Annotated in this window: 19 protein-coding genes; 3 read left to right on the forward strand and 16 right to left on the reverse strand. The window is 70.9% G+C overall.

Annotated elements, in window-relative coordinates; genetic code table 11:
- Nucleotides 1-59 precede the first annotated feature (59 nt).
- The 7 genes from AC1WTP_RS19640 to AC1WTP_RS19670 form a co-directional block, all read right to left on the reverse strand.
- Nucleotides 60-389, reverse strand: coding sequence for a hypothetical protein (locus AC1WTP_RS19640; protein WP_481650711.1), 330 nt, complete (start codon nt 387-389; stop codon nt 60-62).
- Between the two features lie 223 nt (nt 390-612).
- Entirely contained in the window at nt 613-1134 is a 522-nt protein-coding gene (locus AC1WTP_RS19645; RefSeq protein ID WP_481650712.1) for a hypothetical protein, read from the reverse strand.
- A gap of 449 nt (nt 1135-1583) precedes the next feature.
- On the reverse strand, nt 1584-2576 hold the full coding sequence (locus AC1WTP_RS19650; RefSeq protein ID WP_481650768.1) for a DUF4192 domain-containing protein: 993 nt from the start codon (nt 2574-2576) through the stop codon (nt 1584-1586).
- A gap of 125 nt (nt 2577-2701) precedes the next feature.
- Nucleotides 2702-3886, reverse strand: coding sequence for an FAD-dependent monooxygenase (locus tag AC1WTP_RS19655; RefSeq protein ID WP_481650713.1), 1185 nt, complete (start codon nt 3884-3886; stop codon nt 2702-2704).
- Between the two features lie 223 nt (nt 3887-4109).
- A complete protein-coding gene (locus tag AC1WTP_RS19660) occupies nt 4110-5708 on the reverse strand; it encodes a VWA domain-containing protein (protein WP_481650714.1) in 1599 nt (532 codons plus the stop codon).
- A 24-nt stretch (nt 5709-5732) separates the two neighbouring features.
- On the reverse strand, nt 5733-6851 hold the full coding sequence (locus AC1WTP_RS19665) for an AAA family ATPase (RefSeq protein WP_481650715.1): 1119 nt from the start codon (nt 6849-6851) through the stop codon (nt 5733-5735).
- Nucleotides 6852-7103: 252 nt separating this feature from the next.
- A complete protein-coding gene (locus tag AC1WTP_RS19670) occupies nt 7104-7406 on the reverse strand; it encodes a hypothetical protein (protein ID WP_481650716.1) in 303 nt (100 codons plus the stop codon).
- 280 nt (nt 7407-7686) lie between these two features.
- Here AC1WTP_RS19670 and AC1WTP_RS19675 point away from each other — a divergent pair, with 280 nt between their 5' ends.
- The gene (locus AC1WTP_RS19675; protein ID WP_481650717.1) at nt 7687-8601 is read left to right on the forward strand and encodes a hypothetical protein; all 915 of its coding nucleotides are present in this window, start codon (nt 7687-7689) and stop codon (nt 8599-8601) included.
- Between the two features lie 18 nt (nt 8602-8619).
- Here the strand turns inward: AC1WTP_RS19675 and AC1WTP_RS19680 are convergent, their stop codons facing one another.
- The 4 genes from AC1WTP_RS19680 to AC1WTP_RS19695 all read right to left on the reverse strand — a co-directional run bounded on the left by AC1WTP_RS19680 (nt 8620) and on the right by AC1WTP_RS19695 (nt 11697).
- Complete coding sequence (locus AC1WTP_RS19680; protein WP_481650718.1) at nt 8620-9753, reverse strand: DUF4314 domain-containing protein; 1134 nt, start codon at nt 9751-9753, stop codon at nt 8620-8622.
- Nucleotides 9754-10005: 252 nt separating this feature from the next.
- Entirely contained in the window at nt 10006-10425 is a 420-nt protein-coding gene (locus AC1WTP_RS19685; RefSeq protein WP_481650719.1) for a hypothetical protein, read from the reverse strand.
- Nucleotides 10426-10852: 427 nt separating this feature from the next.
- Nucleotides 10853-11131, reverse strand: coding sequence for a hypothetical protein (locus AC1WTP_RS19690; protein ID WP_481650720.1), 279 nt, complete (start codon nt 11129-11131; stop codon nt 10853-10855).
- Nucleotides 11132-11244: 113 nt separating this feature from the next.
- A complete protein-coding gene (locus AC1WTP_RS19695; protein WP_481650721.1) occupies nt 11245-11697 on the reverse strand; it encodes a hypothetical protein in 453 nt (150 codons plus the stop codon).
- A gap of 715 nt (nt 11698-12412) precedes the next feature.
- On the opposite strand from AC1WTP_RS19695, the gene AC1WTP_RS19700 reads away from it, so the two are divergent.
- Nucleotides 12413-13258 carry a CPBP family intramembrane glutamic endopeptidase gene (locus tag AC1WTP_RS19700; protein ID WP_481650722.1) on the forward strand — a complete coding sequence of 282 codons (846 nt, stop codon included), beginning with the start codon at nt 12413-12415 and terminating at the stop codon, nt 13256-13258.
- A gap of 172 nt (nt 13259-13430) precedes the next feature.
- The gene (locus AC1WTP_RS19705) at nt 13431-13649 is read left to right on the forward strand and encodes a hypothetical protein (protein WP_481650723.1); all 219 of its coding nucleotides are present in this window, start codon (nt 13431-13433) and stop codon (nt 13647-13649) included.
- A 443-nt stretch (nt 13650-14092) separates the two neighbouring features.
- On the opposite strand, the gene AC1WTP_RS19710 is transcribed toward AC1WTP_RS19705, so the two are convergent.
- The 5 genes from AC1WTP_RS19710 to AC1WTP_RS19730 all read right to left on the reverse strand — a co-directional run bounded on the left by AC1WTP_RS19710 (nt 14093) and on the right by AC1WTP_RS19730 (nt 19941).
- The gene (locus AC1WTP_RS19710; RefSeq protein ID WP_109904559.1) at nt 14093-14722 is read right to left on the reverse strand and encodes a hypothetical protein; all 630 of its coding nucleotides are present in this window, start codon (nt 14720-14722) and stop codon (nt 14093-14095) included.
- Nucleotides 14722-15927 carry a hypothetical protein gene (locus tag AC1WTP_RS19715; protein WP_481650724.1) on the reverse strand — a complete coding sequence of 402 codons (1206 nt, stop codon included), beginning with the start codon at nt 15925-15927 and terminating at the stop codon, nt 14722-14724. The genes AC1WTP_RS19710 and AC1WTP_RS19715 overlap by 1 nt, the downstream gene beginning before the upstream one ends.
- 98 nt (nt 15928-16025) lie before the next feature.
- The gene (locus tag AC1WTP_RS19720) at nt 16026-16775 is read right to left on the reverse strand and encodes an ABC transporter ATP-binding protein (RefSeq protein WP_338042013.1); all 750 of its coding nucleotides are present in this window, start codon (nt 16773-16775) and stop codon (nt 16026-16028) included.
- Nucleotides 16776-16809: 34 nt separating this feature from the next.
- Nucleotides 16810-17172, reverse strand: coding sequence for a hypothetical protein (locus AC1WTP_RS19725; RefSeq protein ID WP_109904541.1), 363 nt, complete (start codon nt 17170-17172; stop codon nt 16810-16812).
- Between the two features lie 201 nt (nt 17173-17373).
- Nucleotides 17374-19941 (reverse strand): TniQ family protein, encoded by a 2568-nt coding sequence (locus AC1WTP_RS19730; protein ID WP_158289905.1) that lies wholly within the window; start codon nt 19939-19941, stop codon nt 17374-17376.
- Between the last annotated feature and the right edge of the window lie 13 nt (nt 19942-19954).

Here is a 19954-nt window from a genome sequence, read left to right on the forward strand (position 1 = left end):
CACGTGGTGGGTCCGGCGACGCGAACCGGCCGCCGGCTACCCGGGTGGATGGGTGGGCGTCAGGCGGCTCGTGGCGTCGGCGTGGGCCGCTGCCGCTGTGCCGGGGAGGTCGGCCGGTTGGGTCGGAACCAGCCGCGGAACCGGGGGGCGGTGGCCGGTGCGATGACTGGTGCCCGGCTGTAGGCCGGCGGGGTGGGCCGGGTGGCGGCTTGGCGGGCGCGGTGCGCGTGGCGTGCTGGCGCGCACGGGTATGCCTCCCGGGTACAGCGCAGGTTGGCGCAGCGTCCGGGACGGTCCGGGTGGGGTGGGTGGGCTTCGGCGACGTCGGTGGCGAGCAGCCACAGCGGGATGTCGGTGACGGTGCCGGGTATCGCACGGCGGTGTCGCATGCGGTTTCCCCTCGTGTGGTTGGTGTCGGCGGTGGGTGGCCGCCGCCCAGGCCAGCGGTGTGGGGGAGCCGCTGTCGGGTTCGCCGGGGCGGCGGCCGGGGTGCAGTGACGCTCGACTTTGCGGATGGATCAAGTCGCCGGCCCTGGGTCTGGCTGTGTGCGGGCGCGGGTCACCGGTGGACCGTCTCGTCGCGGTGGATGGGCAGGACACCGGCGGTGGGTGTCATCGCAGGTCGGCGGGTTGGTCGGCGGCCGGGTCGAGGTCGCCGGGGGCGGCGTCGTCGCGGTTGGAGGCGTTCCAGTCGATGTGGCTGTCGTGGCCGCTGGCGTTCAGGGCGGTGTCGATGACGTCTTCGGCGGTGTCGAAGGCTTCTTCCCGGCTGGTGGCGGTGACCTCGATCGCCAGTGGGAGGGTGAGGCGGATCTTCCAGCGGCGGGGCAGCCCGGGCAGGTCCAGGGCGTGCAGGATCCGGTCGGCGCCGTCGACGTCGATGTCGTGTGTCCTGACCGCGTCGCGCAGTGTCTGCCACACCTGCTGGCGCAGACGGGTCACCTGATCGGTGTCGGCCGAGGGTGGCGCAGGCGGTGCGAGGTGCTGTTCGCGCAGGTGGGTGTGGATGCGGGTGGTGGTGTGGGTGAGCCATCCCAGTGGTGCGGGCTGGCCGGGGTGGAAGGCGTCCCAGGCGTCGCGGAGAACGGATTCCAGGGTCGCGGGTTGGTCTGTGGCAGTGGCTGGGGTGGGCATTGGGTCTCCTTGTAGGTGTCTGAGACACGCCGGTCCCGCCGGCCGGAGGGGCGGCGGGACCGGCGTGTGGGCTGGTGGTCAGGGGTGGTGTCGGGTGCGGGTGAGGCGCACCTGGTAGGTGCCGGCGGTGGACGCTCAGGTGCGGCCACCGGTAGCCGCCGGTGAGGGCGGCGTGGAGCTGATCGATCAGTGCTTGGTGGGGTGCAGGTGTTCGGCGAAGTCGTCTGCGCCGAGGTCGGTGTCGTGGCGGTGGCCGTCGGTGGTGGGGTTCCAGCCGTGGGCGTAGACGAGGTGGGATCCGGGACGGTTCGGGTCGAGGTGGGGCTGGCCGCTGGACGGGCAGGTCGACGTGCAGGTGCAGTGCCATCAGCGGTTCTTTGTGGCCAGGGATCGGAACCGGGTGGCCGGAGCCGCCGGGCGGACGCTCGGCGGCGCCGTGGGGTGGGGGGTTACGGGGTGGGGTTGGCGGTGGTGGGCCAGTCGCCGAGGGCGGGCGGTGGGATGCCGTGGCGCAGGGCGTGGTCGATGAGGTGGGCGAGGCGGTAGTGGGGGTCGGCCGCGAGGGCACGGTCGAGGGCGATGGCGGCGAGGGCGCCTTGTCCCTGTCGCCAGGCGGTGAGGGCGAGCAGGCTGGCGGGGGCGGCGGCGTAGGCGGGGTCGGCGCGGCGGGTGATGTCGGTCCACAGGGCGAGGTGCCACGGCTGGTCGCCGGTGGCCTGCGAGGCGCGGTCGCGGACGGCGACGTCGGTTAGGAGGACGGACAGCCAGGCCACTTCGTCGTCGGTGGCCACGTTGCCGGCGGTGTAGCGGGTGAACGCCTCGTCGAGGGCTGTGTTGCCGGCGCGGATGAGCGCCGTCCGCCCGCCGGAGATCATGGCGGTGAGCGCGCGTTCCTGCGCCCGCCGGCTCGCCCCGGCGGTGGTGGCGCCGCCGGTGGGGGCGAGGCTGGCCACGAGAGCGGCTCGGTTCGGCAGGGCGTTCTGCCCGGCGACGATCGCGTGTAGGGCGGTGGGGCTGTGGTGCGGGTCGAACGGCACGCCGTCGGGTGGGCAGCAGCGCGGGTCGGGGCAACGGTAGGAGTGGTAGCGGCCGTCGGTGACCCGCAGTGCGTCGAGGACGGTGATGCCGGCGGCGTCCAGCCGTGGGGTGAGGGTGTCGACGACCGGGGTGACGGTGGTGGCGGGGCCGTAGCCGATGAGGATCGCGGCGGTGGCGTCGACGTTGCGCAACAGGGCGCTGTGCTGCCGCGCCGCCAGGTGCGCCCAGTCGGTCACGGCGGCGGGCTCGGGGAGGTCGGCGCGGGCGGCCACGGTGATTCGGCGGCCGGTGAGGCCGACGGTGACGATGCTGTCGGCGGGGTGGAAGCCGAGCAGGTAGGGCACGGCGGCGAGCAGGTCGTTGATCGAGGCCAGCGACAGCCGTGCGCGGTGCTCGTGGTGCATGGGGATGGTCTCCTTCACGGTAGAGGGCTCCGCGCCCGCTGGACCGGGGTGGGCGGAGCTGACGGTGTCCGGCGGCAGGTGACGTGCGCGTCCGCCGCCGGCAGGTCGGTCAGGTTCGGGGGCGGTCAGCCGCGGTGCGCGGCGCCGAGGCCGAGGCGGGCGCCGATGGCCGGCCCGCGGTGGACGGCGGTGACCGCGGCAGGGAGGTGGCGGTGCTGCCAGGCGTGCAGGGCCGCGGCCAGGTCGGCGGCCCAGCGGCGGTGTTGGGTGAGGGCGGTGGCCAGGCCGGCGGCCTGTTCGATGCCGTTGTTCGCGCCGCGGGCGGTGTGTGGTCGCACGGGTGCGAGGGCGTCGCCGAGCAGCACCGCCCACCCGCGTCCGACGGGCCAGAGCATGCGGGTGGGCGGGTCGATGTCCATGACCGGCACCGCCATCCGGGCTGTGGTGGCGTGCACCGTCGCCGCGTGCGCCGCGGGCAGCAGTCGGGCGGCGTGGTCGTCGACGTGCGCGCGGGCGGCCGGGCTGACGTGCTGGGGCAGGGCGAACATCCGCCGCTCGGACGGGGCCCCGAAGCGGCGGGTGTAGTCGGTGGGGCTGGCGTCGAGGTAGAACGTCCAGTCCAGCCCACCCGGAATCGGGGCGACGGTGTACTGGCAGCCCGGTCCCGGCTCCAGGCGCAGGAAGTCGCGTAGCGGCTCGTGCGGTGCGGGGGCGTGGCCGCGGTGGGCGACGTAGCCGGCGTAGCGCAGCCGCCGGGACGGGTCGAGCAGGCGGCGGCCGGTGGAGGTGCGGCCGTCGGCGAACACCACCAGATCGGCGAGTTCGGTACGGCCGTCGGTGAAGTGCAGCAGCGGCTGCCCGCGGTCGGTGGCGAGTCCGGTGACCCGCCGGTTGGTGTGCAGCACAGCCTCGGGGATGCGGGCGGTGAGCGCGGCGTGCAGCAGGGTCCAGGTGGTGTTGCGGCCCGGGTAGACCCGCCGGATGGTGTGGGCGGGCCGCCGGTCGCGGACGGTGGTCTGGCAGATGGTTTCCGAGTCGTGGGCGAGGACCTCGCTCTGGTTGATGCCGAGCCGGTCGAGGGTGTCGAGGGCGGGGTGTTCCAGGCCGATCAGCCCGCCCGCCAGTGGGGCGGTGGTGGGGGCGGCTTCGAAGACGGCGACCTGGTCGAAGCCGGCGTGCAGCAGGAGCAGCGCCAGGGTGGGGCCGGTGAGGGATCCGCCGACTACGGCGATTCTCGGTTGCCGGCCTGCAGGGTGGGAGGGGCTGGCGGTGGGATGCGCGGTGGGGCGGGTGTGCGGTGGCAGTGTCATCAGGTTCCCCTTCCGGAAGGTCGGGTGGGAACCCGGGCACGGCCGTCCGGCCGTGCCCGGGGTGCGCGGATGCGCGGGGTGGCCGGGCGACGGCCGTGTGATGCGAGGCGGTGGGCAGAAGCGGCTGCTGACGTCAGGCCAGGCGGTGTGGGATCAGCCGGCCACGCGCGTCCTGACCGGGACGCCGGTGGCGGCGCTGGCGGTGACCGGTGAGTTGTGCTGGTTAGGCGTGTTCGAGGGCGGTGACGGCGGCGTCGGCGATGGCGTCGATGGCCTGCACCGGGTCGGCGACCAGCAGGGTGGTGGTGTGGGTGAAGGTGTGCCCGGCCAGGTCGGCGGGGCGTAGCCACAGCACCGCGCAGCCCGCCTGGTGCAGTGTCGTGATGAGGCCTTGGGCGGGTGCGGTGTCGGGTAGGTCGCCGTCGGAGACGACGGCGAGCATCCGCAGCCTGCCGGGCTGGCGCAGCCGCAGCAGCCGGTCGGCGAGTTTCACCGCGTCGGTGAACGCGGTGGTGCCGCCGGCCGTCCGCATCTGCAGCACCGTCAGGGGGTGCTGGCGGGGTGGCACGAGCAGGGTGGTGCGACTGCCGAAGCCGATCATGGTGGTGGTGGCCTGGTTGGTGCGGGCGGCGTGGGCGAGGATCCACCCGGCGGCGGACATCGGCGCCGCGTAGGGGCGCATCGAGGCGGAGGTGTCGACGAGCACGGCCAGGTGCAAAGTCGGCTTCGGTGGCGGCAGCGTGGCGCGCCGCTGCCACGGCGTGGCGGTGGGCATGGTGCCGGCGGCGGCTTGCGCCTTGGCGGTGATGGCGTGGCGGGTGCGCAGCCGCCCGGGTGGTACCGGGCTGGGCCTGGTGTCGGGTTCGGGGGAGTGGGTGCGGGCCCGGCGCAGTCGAGCGGCGAGGGCGCGGGCGGCGGTGCGTTCGCTGTCGGTGGGGTCGCGGCGGGTCCACGTCGCGGGTACGGCGTGCCGGGAGGTGATCTGCTGGGCGGTGTACTCGGCCGGGGTGAGGCCGGTGGCGTGGGCGAGGTAGTCGGCGAGGGCTTGGGCGAGCTGGCCGGCGAACTGTCCCGGATCGGGTTGCGGCACGTCGGGTTGCCGGTGTGGGTCGATGTCGAGGATGCGGCACCACCGCCACGCCAGCTCCACCATCTGGTCGGCGTCGGTGTCACCGGCGGTGTGGGCTTGGCGCCATATGTCGCGCAGCTGTCGCAGTGTCGTGCGACCGAGGATGGCGGTGACGGCGGCTCGCACCCCGCGGATGTCCTTGGCGGTGATGATGCGGGCGTCGACCCGTGCCAGCAGGAGGGCGGCGAGCCCGGCGGCGTGCCACGGGTCGTCGACGGGCGCGTCGCCGGGATCGATCAGGGTGGTGACGGTGTGGCGTAGCCACCGGCGGTCGCCGCGCCGTCTGCCGCGTTGCCGGTGCTCGGCGCGGGACTCTTCCAGCAGGTCGGCGACGGCGGCCACGACGGGTGGGGTGCCGGCGGGTGCGGTCCACCGGCTGTGGGTGGCGTGGGCGGCTTCGTGCACGAGCAGCCCGTACGCGGTCGGCACGAGACGTTTGTGGCCTGCGCGGCGGGGGTTGGCGATGTCGGGGGCGCCGATGTGGGTGGCGTCGACCTCGATGCGGCGGGCGTCGGGGTAGAAGCAGGCCGGGGCGCCGCCGCCCGCGCCGGGCGCGACGACGACGGTCAGGTCGGTGCGGCCGGTCAGCAGCGGGACGTGCCGGGTCCAGGCATCGCACCACGCCTGCCAGTGCGGATCTGCGGCGACCGATGGCGTGGCGCCGGCGCGCTGGTGGGTGCGGGGGTGAGGCATAACTCGTCTCTTTCTGGTTGGTGGTCAGCGTTGTTTGCCGAGGGTCAGCGGGGTGACGTCCGTGCCGAACTGCTCCCTGAGGGCGGCGAGGACGTGGTCTCGGTCGTCGTCGGGGGCGCGGCTGGCGAGGTTGGCGACCGCCGCGGGCAGGCCGAGGGTGGTGCGGACGCGGGCGAAGCCGAGCAGTTCGCGTAGCTGGGGTGCCCAGCTGATGCGGCCGGCGGCGAGGTCGGCGTTGAGGGCGATGGCGGCGTGGACGGCGGGGCGGGGGACGCCGAGGTGGCGGGCGAGGTCCCAGTCGGTGGTGACCTCGATGTGCACGTCGAACCGCGACGCGAGGGCTTCGGTCAGGATCGCGCCGTGCACGCCCGGGTTGTGGCCGGCGATGACGTAGAACCCGTCGACGGCCTCGACGCGTTCGTTCCGGTAGCCGGGGATGGTGATCACGCGGCGGCCGTCCATGGCCGGATACAGGACGGCGAGGACTTTCGGTGGGATGAGGGTGGCGTCGTCGACCAGCAACGCCCGCCCTTCGCGCATGGCGGTGACGAGGGGTCCGTAGATGAACTCGAATCCGCCATCGGGCAGGGGGATGAAGGTGCCGAGGAAGTCCTCCACCACCGTGTCCCCGGTGCCCGCGACGGTGAGCAGGTCGGGGAAGGCGGCCTCGACGAGGGCGGTCTTGCCGGTGCCGGGCGGCCCGTAGAGCAGGACGGGGATGCGCTTGTCGCGTAGCCGGCGCAGCACGTCCACATCGGTGGCACCGGCGAGCTTGCGCGGGTAGTACAGGTCACCGTTGGGGCGCGTGACGGGCTGCCGCCGCCCCGCTGTGCGGCCGCTGCGGTGTGTGCCTGGGGTGGGCGGTGGCATCGCTCCGGCCGCGTCGATGCCGGCCTGGGTGATCTGAAACCGGTGGGGGTTCGTCTGGTGGGTGGCGTAGCCGGCGGCGGCCATCTTCTTCAACGCCTCAAACACCGCGCCGGTGGAGCGGGCGGCGATCGCCGTGGTCAGTTCCCCGACCTTGAACACCTGATCGGGGTGCGCGGCCAGGTGGGCGGCCACCTGCCGGTAGAGGTAGCCGGGCCGGCGCCCGCCATCGGCGAGGTGCGTGGCCGGGCTGGTGGGTGGGGTTGCAGGGTCCATACGGGTCCTCCTGGCATCGGGCCCGCGCACCCGTCTCCGGGGTGCGCGGGCGGTTCGTGCGGTTCCGCGCGGCGGAGACGGCGGTGGCGGGCACGCCCTGTGGCAGGGCCGGGCCCGGCAACCTCCGTGAGGTGCTCACATCGAGCAGGGACAGCCCTGTGAGGGCTGCCCGGACGGGGTGCCGCCCCCATAGGGCGACGACAAGGAACGCAGCCGACCCGGGATCGATCAAGTCGATCCGGCGGCCAGGGGCTACGGGCGGCGGAGGGTGACCTCGTCGCGTGGGCGGCGGGAGACCTGCACGGTCAGGCCGAAGACGCTGCCGTCGGACAACTCCAGCCACACGCCGCGGTCGAGGGTCAGCACCCCGGCGTCGCGGTAGAGGCGGGCGGAGGTGACGGTCACCGGGGTGCCGTCGTCGTGCACCAGGTGGGGCAGGTCGGCGTCGTCGCAGAGCTGGTCCAGATCACCGGCGGTGAGCAGGTGTGTCACGAGAGCCTGCAGGATCTCCTCGTGGGCGTACTCGCCGAACTCGTCGGCGCGGTCATCGAACATGCTGATGGGCTCCTGATCGTGGATGTGCCCCTTCCTGCCCGCCGCTCCTGGCGGGCGCCAGACCCTGACCTGGTGCCGGACGCTGGTCGCGCCCGGCCTGCCAGGGCGGGTGCCGCCTGGTGGGCGTCGAATCGGCTGGCGTAGGGGCGGGAGGGGGTGGTGAGGTACCGGGGTGAAGGGTGGGAAGCAGCGGCGGCGCGACGGGGAGCAGACCGTCCGTGCGCTGCCAACCTGGGAACTCGGTGAGGGTGTCCGGCTCGTACCGCCTGAGCATCGTGACGTGCTCGTGTCGGCGTCGATCGGACCCGCCGGTGACCTGGTGGCGCTGTGGTCGGCGCGGGAGGGCGAGGCGGCTCTGCGGTCGGTCACCACCCAGCCGGGCTGGGCCATCTTTCCTGACCCCACCGCCGCCCGCCCCGTGGCTGCCCGGGCGACCAGGCAGACGGGGAACACTGCCGAGGTCACGGCGTTGGCCGGGTTGACGCTGGCTTATCCGTCGGTCCAGCCACTGCCGCAGGGACGACTGCTGGTGGTCGGGGCTCGGTGCCGGTGGCGGGCCGACGGCCCGGACCGCAACGCCGTGGTCTACGACAGCGCCGGACACGTCGAAGCCCGGGCGACGCTGGGCGACGGCATCGCACACGTCTTCACCACCACCTCTGGACAGGTGTGGGCGGGGTACTTCGATGAGGGCGTCTACGGAAACTACGGCTGGGGCGACGTCAACGCCGCACCGCCGATGGGCAACGCCGGGTTGGTTCGCTTCTCACCCCAGCTGGAGCCGACGTGGCGATTCCCGTCCCACGTCGACAACGACTGGGGCGCGATCAGCGACTGCTACGCCCTCAACGTCACCGACGAAGCGGTCTGGACCTGCTACTACACCGACTTCCCCATCGTGCAGATCCGCGGCGATGCGGTCACGGGCTGGCGTAACCAGGCCGACGGGGGCAAAGCCCTGGTGGTCAGCGACACCCGGGTCGGATTGCTCGGAGGGTACGGACCGCACCACGACCGGTTCGTTGTGGGTGAACTGGCAGGCCAGGCGATGCGTGTCGGCGGTGAGTACCGGCTCACGCTGCCCGGCGGGGGCCCGCTTCCGGCGCACGCGACGGTCATCGGCCGCGGAGGCACTCTGCACGTGGTCACCGCCGATTACTGGTACCGGCTGTCCCTCGACGACATACCGGTGTGATGAGGCGAGGGCGCCGGATCAGGCAGGCGATGGCGGGTCGGGGATGTGACCGGCGATGCGGTCGCAGTCGTACGGGTGCACCGGCAACCAGGTCCAGGACCGGCCCATCACGACGTACCGGCCGTCCACGTCAGGGCTGACGCGTTCGATCGCGTCCGGGTCGTCGTGCACGCGGGTGTCGTCGGCGACGATGACGTCGCCGTCGAACCACAACCGCCCCATCGACTGATCGACCAGGCGGTCCAGCCGCACCCCGCTGGCACCTTCTGCGGCGAGCTGGTGCCGGTAACGGTCTCGGGCGGCCTGCTGGTCGGCGACGATCGCCTCGGCCACCTCACGGGTGCAGGTGAACACCGCCCACCCATTCCACGTATCCACCAGCGTGCCGACATACCCGACCGGCACCCGCATCTGCCCGCCGCTGTTCGGCATCCAGGCCCAGTCTCCGGCGAACACACCCGGCCCGCCCACGCGCACCCGCTGCGGGTACACGTGGCTCAGGTCCCGGTCGTCACCATCGGGGTGCAGCACGATGCGGCACTGCCGGGCAGCCTCGGCTTCGACGGCCTGGTCGAAGCCGTCGCACCACGCCCACCGCGCCTGGTCCCGCTGCCACCCTCGCAGCTCCTCCCACTCCGGCGCGCCGGGCGGGGCGTGCTCGGCGTAGCGGGCAGCGCCCTCGGCGATGGCGTCCCGGCCGGCGGCCGGCAGGCCGCCGATGTCCCGCCCGGTAGCGGCCTCGATCGCGGTGAGGATCTCCCGCGCGGTCGCCGTCACGTCGCCACCGGCTCGTCCGCCGATCGCCTCCTGCGCCCACCACTGCGCGGCGTCGCGCCCGGCTGCCGCTCCCGCCTCGCGGACAGCGCCGGGCACCCGGTCCCAGCCGGTATCCGGCAGGCGGCGGACGCGGTCGCCCGCGCCGAGGAGCATCGACAGGCGGGAGCCGCTGTCCCAGTCCACGTCCAGAACCTGGTGGTGCGGGTGGTAGCGGCGCACCGTGCCCTCGTCACCGGGACGCAGCCGCGTGTGGGGGTCGGTGGTGTGCTCGAGCACGACTCGTTCTCCGGGCTGGTACGGGTCCGCCATCGAGCGGCTATTCCCACCGGCTCCGTCCGGTTGCGGTGGCCTGCTGTTGTCAGGTGAGCTGGTCATGGTCACGTCCTCTTCGATTGCATCGCGGGTGTGGGGGTGCGGCCCGGCCCGTCAGCCGGCAGCGCACCGCCGGGACTGGCGTCGAGTGGGCGTCGATCAGCGCTCCGGTCGTGCCGGGAACCGCGGTGTCGGGGGTGTGGACGTCGGCGCTGGCATCGGGCCGGGACGAGGCGAGCCGGGTGGGCGCCAGCCGCAGGGTGTAGGCGGCCGGCTCAGCCTCGTGCAGACGATGGAGGCTGTGGCGGGGGCCGGTCATCGGCCCGCCTGGGTGGCGATGTTCTGGTACACCGTCTCGGCGGTCAGCAATCGCCCGTGCACGTTCGACGGCGGCGTGATCCGCCGCCACCCGAACGGTTCGCAGGCCAGCCACCAGCTCTCCCGGTCGGTGGCCACTGCGAGGACGTCGCCGACCGACAGCGACCGCAGCCGCAACAGCCGGTAGACGCAGGCGATGAGGAACGAGATCTCCCCGCCCGGTTCGCGGCGGTCGCGCTCCAGATGGTCCAGGTCGGCGTTGAACACGTGGAACGCCCAGTCGGCGATCTGTTCAGGCGCAGTGCCGGCGGGCAGGTCACGGCCGAGCGAGACGGCGCCGGTGAGCTGGTGCCCGTCGTCGTAGGGCATGAACCGTGCCTCGGTGTTGTGGTAGATGCGGATCTGGTGAAGCGGCATGGGCTGGTGCTCCGTTCGGATGGCGGAAGGGGTGCGGAGCCGATGTCGCCGAGCTGGCCGTCGTGGTCGGCGGATCGGGTGGCGGCGATCCCCGCTGGGGGACGGGACGTGCGGTCACCGTCGTGGCGGTGGCGGACGTGCGCGGATTGCCCGAGATTCCAGGTGGCCGTGCCAGGCGGAGTGCCGTTGAGGAGGCGCGGCTTCGGCTGCTGGCGGCTGGTGCTGCCTGGGGGCGGCGCGTGTGACGGACCGGTTGCCGTCCGCGGGATTCGCCCGTCGATGGTGGGTGGCAGCCGGGTATGGCCCATCGGCTGTGCCCGGTGGTGCGCGGGCTGGCGAAGCGGGCGGTGGGTTGGACGGTGGGGTCTGCGGGTGCGATGTGAGGCCGTGGCGTCGCGGTGCGACGGCGGGCCGCGAGTGGTCGTGGTTAGCGGCGCAGCGGGTGCGCGGCCTGGTCTGTGCGCAGTGCGGTGACCAGGCCGGCCGGAATTTCGGCATAGGGTTCGACGGCCAGGAGCACCTCGGCCGGGTCGAGAACCGTCTCGACCATGCCCATCCGCACCGTGTCCGGTTCGTTGTCGGGGTCGGTGACCGGGTCCCAGGCGACGTCGACGACGGTCGCGAAATAGGTGCGGTGCGGGTTCCAGCCGACCTGGATGGTGTAGCGCTCGAAGCCGGGCTTGGCTGTCAGCGTGTAGACGCTCATCGGATCCTCTCGCAGAAGGTGCGTGGCGGCGTCCGTCCGGCAGGAGATGCGCCCGCGACGGGTCGTAACCCTGGCGGCGGCTGAGGGCCGGCGGGGTCGCCGGACGAACGGGCTCATGCCTCCTGGTGGCGGGCACGGTCCTCGGCCAGGTCGACGACCTTGTCGCGTCGCGCGACGGGAAGGCCGGCGAGCATGTCGACGTACTGCTGCTCCTGTGCGGTGACGGGTTCGGCGAACACCGCCTTGTAGGCCAGGCGCGCCGCCTCGTGTGCGGCCTCGATCGCGCCGCTGTAGTCGTAGGCGACGGCGACCTGACGCAGCTGCTCGGCCGCCACGAGGGGATTGCGGGACAGTGTGACGTCGTAGATGCGGAAGCTGGCCGGAAGATCCGCCGCGCCGATCGCGCTGATCAGGCACAGGTTGGCCTGAACGTGGTAGGCGTACGCCTGCGTGCGCGCCGGCCTTTCGCCGCGGGCCCGCACGGCGGCGCGTTCGGCGTTCCAGCGCAGACGAGCCTCTTCGGCGTGCTTGGCGAGGGCGAGCAGCATGCGGCGTGTGGGGTCCATCGTGTTCTCCTGTCTGTGAGGGATCCCGGCTACCGGGACCCGACGGGTTGGTTCGGGTGCTGCGTGTGTCGGATCGGATATCGATGCGGAGAGTCCGGCCTGGGGCGTCTGCAGCAGGTCGGCGAGCTGGTCTGCGGAACCGACCTGCAGGGCAGGGCCTGCCATGGCGGCCCGAGCACGGCTGGCCGGGCCGTGCAGTGGCGGCGTGACCGGTACCGCCCGAGCCTGGGCCGCGCGGCGGCACAATTGCTGGCGCGAACACGTGAACCACACCCAGGGCGTGCCAGAGGTGACGGTGCCCGTCGCCGTATCGACGCCGAAGTAGCAGCACCCATCCGACGCGGGACAGACTGTCGATCTGTTCCCGCGGGTGCCTGGCTCCTGTGCATCGGGGGTGTTGGCGTGCGACCCGACGTGCCCAACCGGGTACCCACGAACGAAAGAACGTGCCCGGACCGTAACGACGATCAGCGATTGATTTCGGAGGTACGACTTCCATCGAGTCCGGCCATCGCTTCAACGGCTACCGCTGTCCGAGTCGAGCCGAGGTCGTGATAACGGAGGGTGGCTGGTGGGGGCCTTACCCGTCGCGTAGGCGGCATCTGCGGATGTCTCGTCCACCGCGCGATCGTCGGTTCGCCTGGATGACAGGGAGCAAGCTCGCACCGAGTGAAGGGGTTGCCACTGTCCCCCCGCGTGACCATGATCGTCGTTCGTGAACGGGGCACTGGAACTGACCACGCATGTTCTGATTGCGACGCTGCTGACCATCATCCTGGTCGGGACAGGTCTCGGCGTGAGGCATCGGCGCCGCTTCATCCAGCAGCTCACCGCCGACCCGGAACGGCGGACCCAGTTCTACCGCGACTTCATGCTTCAGGCATGGGCCACCGCGGCCTTCGTCCCCCTGATCGCGTTCGTGAGCGCCGACCTGTCCGTTGTCGACCTCGGTTGGACCTGGCCCAGCGGCGACGGCATCGACTATCTGCTCGCGGCGTACATGCTGGTGATCACCTTGGTCGGTGGCCTGCGGGCACGCCATCGGATGAGGCGGGGAGAGACGATCCCCGCTCGGGCCGGAACCGACCTGATAGTCCCGCAGACCGCGCAGGAGCGCTGGTTGGCGGCGGCAGTCGCCGCCACCGCCGGCATCACCGAGGAGGTGATCTACCGCGGGCTCCTAATCTCGGCCGGCACGCGGCTGTACAACCTGCCCCTGGCGTTGGTCGTGATAGTCAGCCTGGGACTGTTCGTGGCGGCCCACGCCTACCAAGCTCGCAAGGGGATGATCGGCGTCGCCATCCTCGGCGCGGTGTTCACCACCATCTACCTGGTCTCGGGCAGCCTCCTGCTCGCCATCATGGTGCACATCTGGCAGAACATCGTGGCGCTGCTGCTGGTTCCGGCGGGCCCAACCGTGCCGCAAACCATCGACGATGCCAGTACCCAGCTGGCTGTTATAGCAACGGGGCACGCCCAGGGCGAGCCCACGGCGACGACCGACGGGGAACCGCCAGAAGCGGCTCCCCGGCTCATGCTGCGTCCGGCGGTCCCAGACTGACCGTTGGATGGGCAGATCAGGTGTTGAGCAAGGGCGCCGGCCTTCGCTCAGCGCACGGTCATCCTAGGAACCGGCTGATGCAATGCACGTGCAGTCGTAGCCTTCCGACATGGGTGCAGACAGGTTGGACTCGGCCGCCCCTCGGAGTTGTCGCGTCCGTGACCTTTCAGCCTTGATCGGACTGCTGGCACTGCTCGAAGGAGAACTCGCGGCGGGCGGAGTGCCGGAGAACTTGTCCGATCGAATCCGGCGTCGGCTCGAGAGGGTGTCCCTACTTGAGCCGCACGGGACTGAACGAGATCTGCGCCAGGCGATCTGCGACCTTAACCACCGGCTGCGTTACGACCTCGGTGAGTATGACGAGCCGGTCACCGTGGTCGTGCCGGAGTAGGGTTCGGCCGGTCGTGACCGATCCAGCAAGAGACCGGCAAGATCGGGAAAGCCGTCATAGAAGCGTGAGAACCGCCATCGGTGTAGGTTCTCGTTGATCTTGTCGTCGGGCGGCGCTCTGACCAGGGATGTTTGGCCTGCTTCGCAGATTGATGTCGCTCCGTCTTTCGCAAGATCGTGTCGTTTTCTGGGCGTGGTGGTTTGGCCGACCCGCCAGGCTGGTCGGCTGACTTGTGCTTGCGTTGAGGGCAGGTCGAAGGCTCAGGGAGACCGTGACGGCGATGGCGCTCAGCGCGGCGCGGCTGGTCACAGGCGCAGTTGTGGGTGCCAGGCAGCGTCGTCGTCAGCCGGGCATGCACGCGCGCCCGTTTGCAGTGTCCTCAGCGTGCGTTGAGCAGGCAGGGGATGGGGCGGTTGGGCTGAGCCGTCAGGCTGAGTTCGTGGTCACGGACGGTTGGGCCATGGAACGGCTCGTAGGCGCCAACTGAGGACGAGGGCCAGGAGCGCTACTGTGGTCGTGATCCAGTAGTTGGTGTGCCAGGATCGGCCGGTGGAGAAGATCTTGCTGAGTAGCGATTCCGGTAGGGCTTGCTGAGCGACCACGAGTAGTGCGAACAGGGATGGCGTGGCGACGGTGGCGACCAGCGGGCCGAGAATGAGGCAGAGAATCGCGCCGGTGCTTGTGAAGACAACCACATTGCCGATGAGGCCGTGCAGGGGTGGGAACTGCGTGTCGGGGTGACGGATGGTGATCACCCAGTACCAGACCGGCAGGACGGCCAGTGGGGCTGCGAGCATGATCGTGGAGTAGGTCAGGTGTCCGAGCCGCGCGGACCGGCGCGCGGTGAGTTCTCGCCCGTCGAATCGTGGAGTGGTGATCGCCGGAAGAACGCTGGCCAGCGCGATGGTAACTAGCTCCGGGGTGCCAACGCCTCGGGGCGGCAGGTCGAACACCGTGCTGACCGACAGACTCAACTCGGGAAACGCGGCAGCGATAACCAGTGCGACGACGATGACGGTCGAGGCGAGTGGCCCGCCGCGGGCGTGCCAGAGTCCGGCGACGCGGCCACGCATCACGGAAGGCTGGCGGGTGAGAGTAGGCACGATCGGATCAGCTGTTGGTTGATCTGGACGAACTCGATGAGTTGCTCGGCGTTCATGGTTGCCAGTTTCTGCGCTGCTGACGGTGGTTGGGCTGGTGCCACGGTGTTCGCCAGTTGGGCGAAGCCGGCTAGTTGAAGAATTCGTCCTTGCAGCACCGCCGCGATGTCGCGGCCTTCGATAGATCGGCCCGGCTGCGAGCAGGCGCGGAGGGTCATGGCTTCGCTCACGAGGAAGGCGACCTGGTCGGGGATGGTGGCGGCGACGAAACGACGGTCGAGAGGACCTGGATTGAGTTCAACGAATGCCTCTCCAGGGCGCGGCTTGTCGTGATCGGAGACCGCGAAGTCCGTCACACGGCGCAGCACCGGGGCCAGTCCCGCATCGCGCAAGCGCCCAACGACATCGACGGTTCGAGCCATCGCCGGAGCGTTAGCCGCATGTAGGCACACCTCCGTGTCCTGCACCTGCTGACACGTGCGCGCGACGGGGCGGTCCACGACATACAGTTCCGGCCGCCAGGCGAACGCGATCGCCGTGAGAGCTGCCGCTGCGGCTAGCCACGTCAGTAAGAGGCGGCCGTTGCTGCGGACCGACCCGCGTGACCTGGCCCAAGATGCCAGCGAGGCGGCGAGCAGGCAGATCGCGGTGGAGGCCACAACGGCGAAGATGGTCGTCGGGGGATTTAACTCGAACCTGGGGGTGGTGACGAACTGCCGCACCGGCAGGATCAACCCGATCGGTGTGAGCAGCGATGTATTGGGCAAGCCCATGACCGCGAAGGCGAGCAGCCCGACCGCGGGTGCGATCACCCAGTGCCGGACGGCCGCGCCGAGGCAGAAACCGATCGAGGTCAACGTGGCCAGGCCGGCCAGGCCGACGATCACGTCCTGCAGTGCCAAGGCTCCGGCGGTAGCCTGGCGTGCCGCAGTGATCTCAATCGGAACCAGCCCGACGGCGTGCCCCAGGCAGAGCCAGAACGCCAGGGCAAGCCCATGGATGAGGAACAGGCCGTGGTCCACTCTCGGCCGCAGCGGCGCGGCCACTGGCGACGATCTCGGGAAGTAGGCCGCGCCCAGTGCCGCAGCTGCGGCAGCCGCCACCGACCCAGGGATCCACAGCGACTCATGCCAGGCGGCGGAGACGGCCGCCCAAGTGACGTAGTCGGCGGCGAGCATGCTCCTGTTGATAAGAAACGAACCGGCAGCCATCAGGGCACCTGCGGCCGGGAACACCCAGAGCGGGCCGGGCCAGCCGAGTAGCAGACGTATCCGGCTCATTCGGCACCACCGAACGACATGATCAGGTCGTCGTAGGCGCATTCGAACGGCGACCCCGGTCGGCCATCGACGCCGGTTTGGGTCGTGGCCAGTCCCGCCAGGGGACCTTGATACCGGATCTTGCCGTCGGCCAGGACGGCGACGGTATCCGCGAGATGCTCGACGTCCTCGGTCAGGTGGGTGGATAGCAGCACCGGCCGCTCGGTCCCCAGATGCCGGATCACCTCTCGCACCTTGAGTCGCTGCCCAGGGTCGAGACCGACTGTGGGCTCGTCCAGAATGACGATCCGTGGATCGTGCACGATGCCGGTGGCGAGGGCGACTCGTTGGCGCTGTCCCCCGCTGAGGGTGCGGATCCGCCGTGACCCCAGGTCCAGCGCCTGCATCTTGTCCAGCGCCACGTCGACCGCCTTGTCCGTCCGCGCGGCGTCCACGCCGCTGAGCCAGGCCGCGTAAGCGACGAGGTCGCGCACCTTCGCCAAGCCGGGAAGCGACGGGTTCTGCGGCACGTACCCGATCAACGCCTGCGCCGCCTTGCCGTCGCTGACATTGCGACCGTCGATGACCACCCGTCCTTGATCGGGCCGCGCCAACCCGACGATGCACTTGATCAGCGTGGTCTTCCCCGCCCCGTTCGGGCCCAGCAGGGCGGTCACTCCTCGACCGACGGTGCAGGAGGCGCCGGTAAGCACCCGGCGCCTCCTGTATGAGAACGAGAGGTCCTGAACCTCAACTGTGCCCGTCACTCAATGAACCTCTGTCCTCGTTCGAACGATCCGGTCAGCAGCGGTAGGCCCGCGACGACTCGGCCGACGCCCCGCTGCTGGACTCGAACCTCGAGTAGTAGTTGCCATCGCCGTTTCCGCAGGACCCGTCCACCAGCGCCGTTCCTGCGTCGAAGGACTTCTCGCCCACCTTGTCGTCGGGCCAGTTGTTCCGGTCCTCATAGATGTAGCCGGTGCCGGGAATCGTGTTGGAGCAGCCCTCGCGGCCGACCCATGCGTTGTTGTCGGAGTCCGGCACGTCGGCGCGGAGGGTGCAGGCCTGCACCGTGTTGGAGCCGGCGACGGCGACCCCGGCCCCCACGCCGACCAGGGTGAAGGCGAACGCGCCAGTAGCCAGCGCCCGTGAGATCTTTCGCATAACGACCCTTTCCGTAGTCGCTGCACGCCGCGCGGTTCACGGCGACTCAGCGAAACCTGACTGGGTTGTGATCCACTCGCCGGCTGGGGTCACTCATTGCAGTCGATACCTTGCCTACGGTGCCTGTCAAGGCTCCACGCCGAAGGACTTCATCGATATTTATGATCATTTCAAGCCTGGTCGGCGGCCGTTGTGTCCTGCTCATTGGCGTTGTGTGGTGCGGTCGCGGCGAGGATCGTCAGGGCGCCAGCCGCGTAGCGGTTTGGCGTACCGGTCAAGCAGTTCGGCGGCGCGCGGGTGTCCGAGCATGGCGAGCAGGGCGTGGCCGTCTTCGGTTGGGGTCATCGGGTGGCGGGGCCGGCCTCGGTTGAGCAGGGATTTACCGATGTCGGCCTCGAGCTTGGCGATCTGGGCGGTGAGGGTGGCGGCGCTGACCTTGATCGCGCGGGAGGCGACGTTGATGCTGGGGTAGCCGATAATCTGTTGGAAGCGGCGTAGTCGCAGCCAGCCGTGGGGTGGGCCTTCGACGGCGCGGCGGATCTCCTGCGGCAGGTCGGGGTGGGTGCGGCCGTGGGAGGGCATCCCGGCGAAGCCTTGCGGCCGTCGTGCGATGTTGAAGCGGATCAGGTTGCGGCGGACGGTTTCGGGGGTGAGCTCGACCTCGGCGGCGATGTCGGTGGCGGAGCGCTGGTGGACTTCGGTCTGTTCTCGGAGCCAGTCGGGGTCGAGTGGGACGGGCTTGTTCAGCGTGCGAAGGTCGGTGAGCTCGATGCCGTGGGCTTTGGCGTGTTTGGCGAGGAGTTTGCGGTGGATGCCGGTCTCGGCCTCGATGGTGCGCAGGTTCTTGCCGGCGTCCTGGTACTCGCGTCGGAAGAATTCAGCGGTCAGGAGCGCGGTGGCGCGCTCGCGCAGGCGTCGGCTGGCGGGTGGGGTGTTCCGGCCGTTGTGTTTGCCGGGTCGGTGCAGCTGGCTGATCGCGTAGCGGACGTGTTCGGTGGTGACGCCGAGCATGACGGCTGCGGCGCTGGCGGTGAGCCGCTGGCGGTTGATCAGCTGGTCGACTGCGGCGAGGTCGATGTCGTCAGGCTCGCGTCCGGGCAGGGTGAGCCCTGTGACGCAGTGCCCTGGAGGTGCCCAGGTCAATGGCTCGTCGATGGAGTGGGAGCGCAGCAGGGCGCGGGCGTAGTCGTGCAGGGCCTGGCGCAGCGGTGTGGATAGCCCGCCGTGGAAGGCGAAGAGGTAGTCGTTCTTGTCGCCGGCGTTCGGAAACGCCAGCGGATGCCGGGTGTTGGTGAGGCTCGCGCCGGTGAGCTGGACGAACAGGTAACGGCGGGCGTTGAGATGTCGCGTCGCCTGGCCGGGATGGGCGTCGACGGAGTAGCAGAGTTCTTCCCACTGGCGCCGGTTCATCGCAACGTCGGTGAACTGGGCACGGCGGCGGCGGTAGTCGATCGGGCTGCCGTGGATGTCGAGGTAGTCGGCGAGGTTGACCAGCGCGGTGAGCACGTCCGGGTTCCGCTCGGCGAGCAGGCTCAGTGTGCGGGATCTGTTGCCGCGCCAGGGGGTGAGTTCGGCGGTGGCGGCCTTGTTGTGCAGCGGGTTGCCGGGCAGCAGCAGCGCGGCGGGGATGTCGGTGGCGATGGTGTCAGTGAACGACCCTGCCACCGGTCGTAGCCGGATGATCCATTCCGGCCAGAGGTATTCGGGTAGGTGCCGGGCGCGTTCGGCTGCGACGGCTGCGGACTCACGGGTGACGAGCCGGGGCGTGCTGGTGGGGGTGCGGTAGCGCAGCCGGTCGGTGGGAATCAGGTGCGCGTCGGCGGCGGACAGCAACCGACGGGTGAGGTCGGGCGTGAGGGTGGCGAGGTTGCGATGGGCGACGTCCAGGGGCCGGCGGTCGCCCGGCTCCATGGTGCTGATCAGTGGCCGGAACCGGGCGAACAGGTCCGCTTTAGTGGCGCTGGACAGCAACTCGACCGCCTGGGTGGCGACGGCCGCCGTCACGACCGTTTCCAGGACCTGGTGGCGTCGGCCGGTGTTGCGGCGACGCCGCTGCTGGTGCTCGGGTGCGGCGGCGACCGTGATGTCGCCGAACCTGCCGAGGTCATCCGGGTGCACTCGCCGACGCAGCCACTGCGCGAGCCCGTGAACGTCGCGTAGCTGATCGGCGGCGCCCGCATCGTTGATGGTGTCGAGCAGGGTATTGATCCACTGCTGGGCGGCGAGGCGGGCATCGCCGGGGTCGAGCTGGTGGGGCTGGTGCTCGCGCAGGTCGGCGCCGCAGATGTCTCGGCTGGTGGGCCGGCGCAGGGTGCACCAGTGCGCGTCGACCGTTCCGGTGCGCATCGACCAATGGCTGTGCGGCGCCTGCTGGCAGGCGGGGCAGTAGCCCGCGAGGAGGCAGTGGTGGCGCAGGCAGGCGAAGGTGTAGGGCAGCTGCCAGCGGATCGGCCAGCGGGCGTCGGGCTCGCGTAGACAGGCGGCGCAGAACCGGGAGCCGGGCAGGGCCGGCCACCCGACCAGGTGGTAGGGGGCCAAGACGGCGGTGTCGAGGGCGGTGCGGGGCAGCCCGGCCTGCTGCTCCATGTCGCGTAACTGGCTGGTGGACATGCCCCGAACCAACGTCCGGGGCGTCTTCCTGCGTACCACCTCCGCTAGGCCGAGTGCGGCGACTAGCCACTGCGCGGGCATCTGGTTGCGGCGGGCCAGGCGCAGCAGCCACCCGTCGAGCGCCTCACCCGGGTCAATCCTCGTCCGCAGAGGCAGCACCCTGGGCAGGGTT

Source organism: Micromonospora sp. R311 (assembly GCF_056780015.1).